The sequence below is a fragment of the Mesorhizobium sp. WSM4830 genome, from assembly GCF_055811495.1.
In genome coordinates this window covers 1-464 of record NZ_JBVVQI010000117.1, presented here as the reverse complement: position 1 = coordinate 464, position 464 = coordinate 1, and the positions used below count along the sequence as shown (strand labels likewise).

The 464-nt window shown below is 63.8% G+C and carries 1 protein-coding gene; it reads right to left on the bottom strand.

Annotated elements, in window-relative coordinates:
• Positions 1-464, bottom strand: a 464-nt coding sequence (locus AC0L2Y_RS34605; protein WP_473562340.1) for a P-type ATPase actuator domain-containing protein, incomplete at both ends; no start/stop codon positions are given.

Here is a 464-nt window from a genome sequence, read left to right as displayed (position 1 = left end):
ATTGCCCGGTGCCAGTCGCCGATGGCCACCATCCAGCCGAGAAACGTCACGAATGCGGTCAGATGGACCACCGGCGCGTAGAGCGCCGAAACGCGGTCGGCGATCCGGCGATAATGCGCGCGACCGCCCTCGGCCGCTTCCATTAGTCGGACCATCTCTGCCAGGAAAGAGTGTTTTGCGGCGGCTGTCGCCTCGACCGTCAGTGGGCCCGTGAGATTGAGAATGCCTGCCTGTACGGCTTCTCCTGACGCCACGGTTCTGGGAACGCTCTCACCGGAAACCAGCGAACAGTCGAGATCCGAGAAGCCTCGAATGATCTTGCCGTCGACCGGAATCCGCTCACCCGCAGCGATCAGCAACTGCATGCCGGGTTCTATCTCGCCAACAGGCCGGTAGTCGCGCGTGCCATCATCACGCATCACCATGGCGCCACGCGCCGCCAGCCGTGACAGGCCGTTCACCGC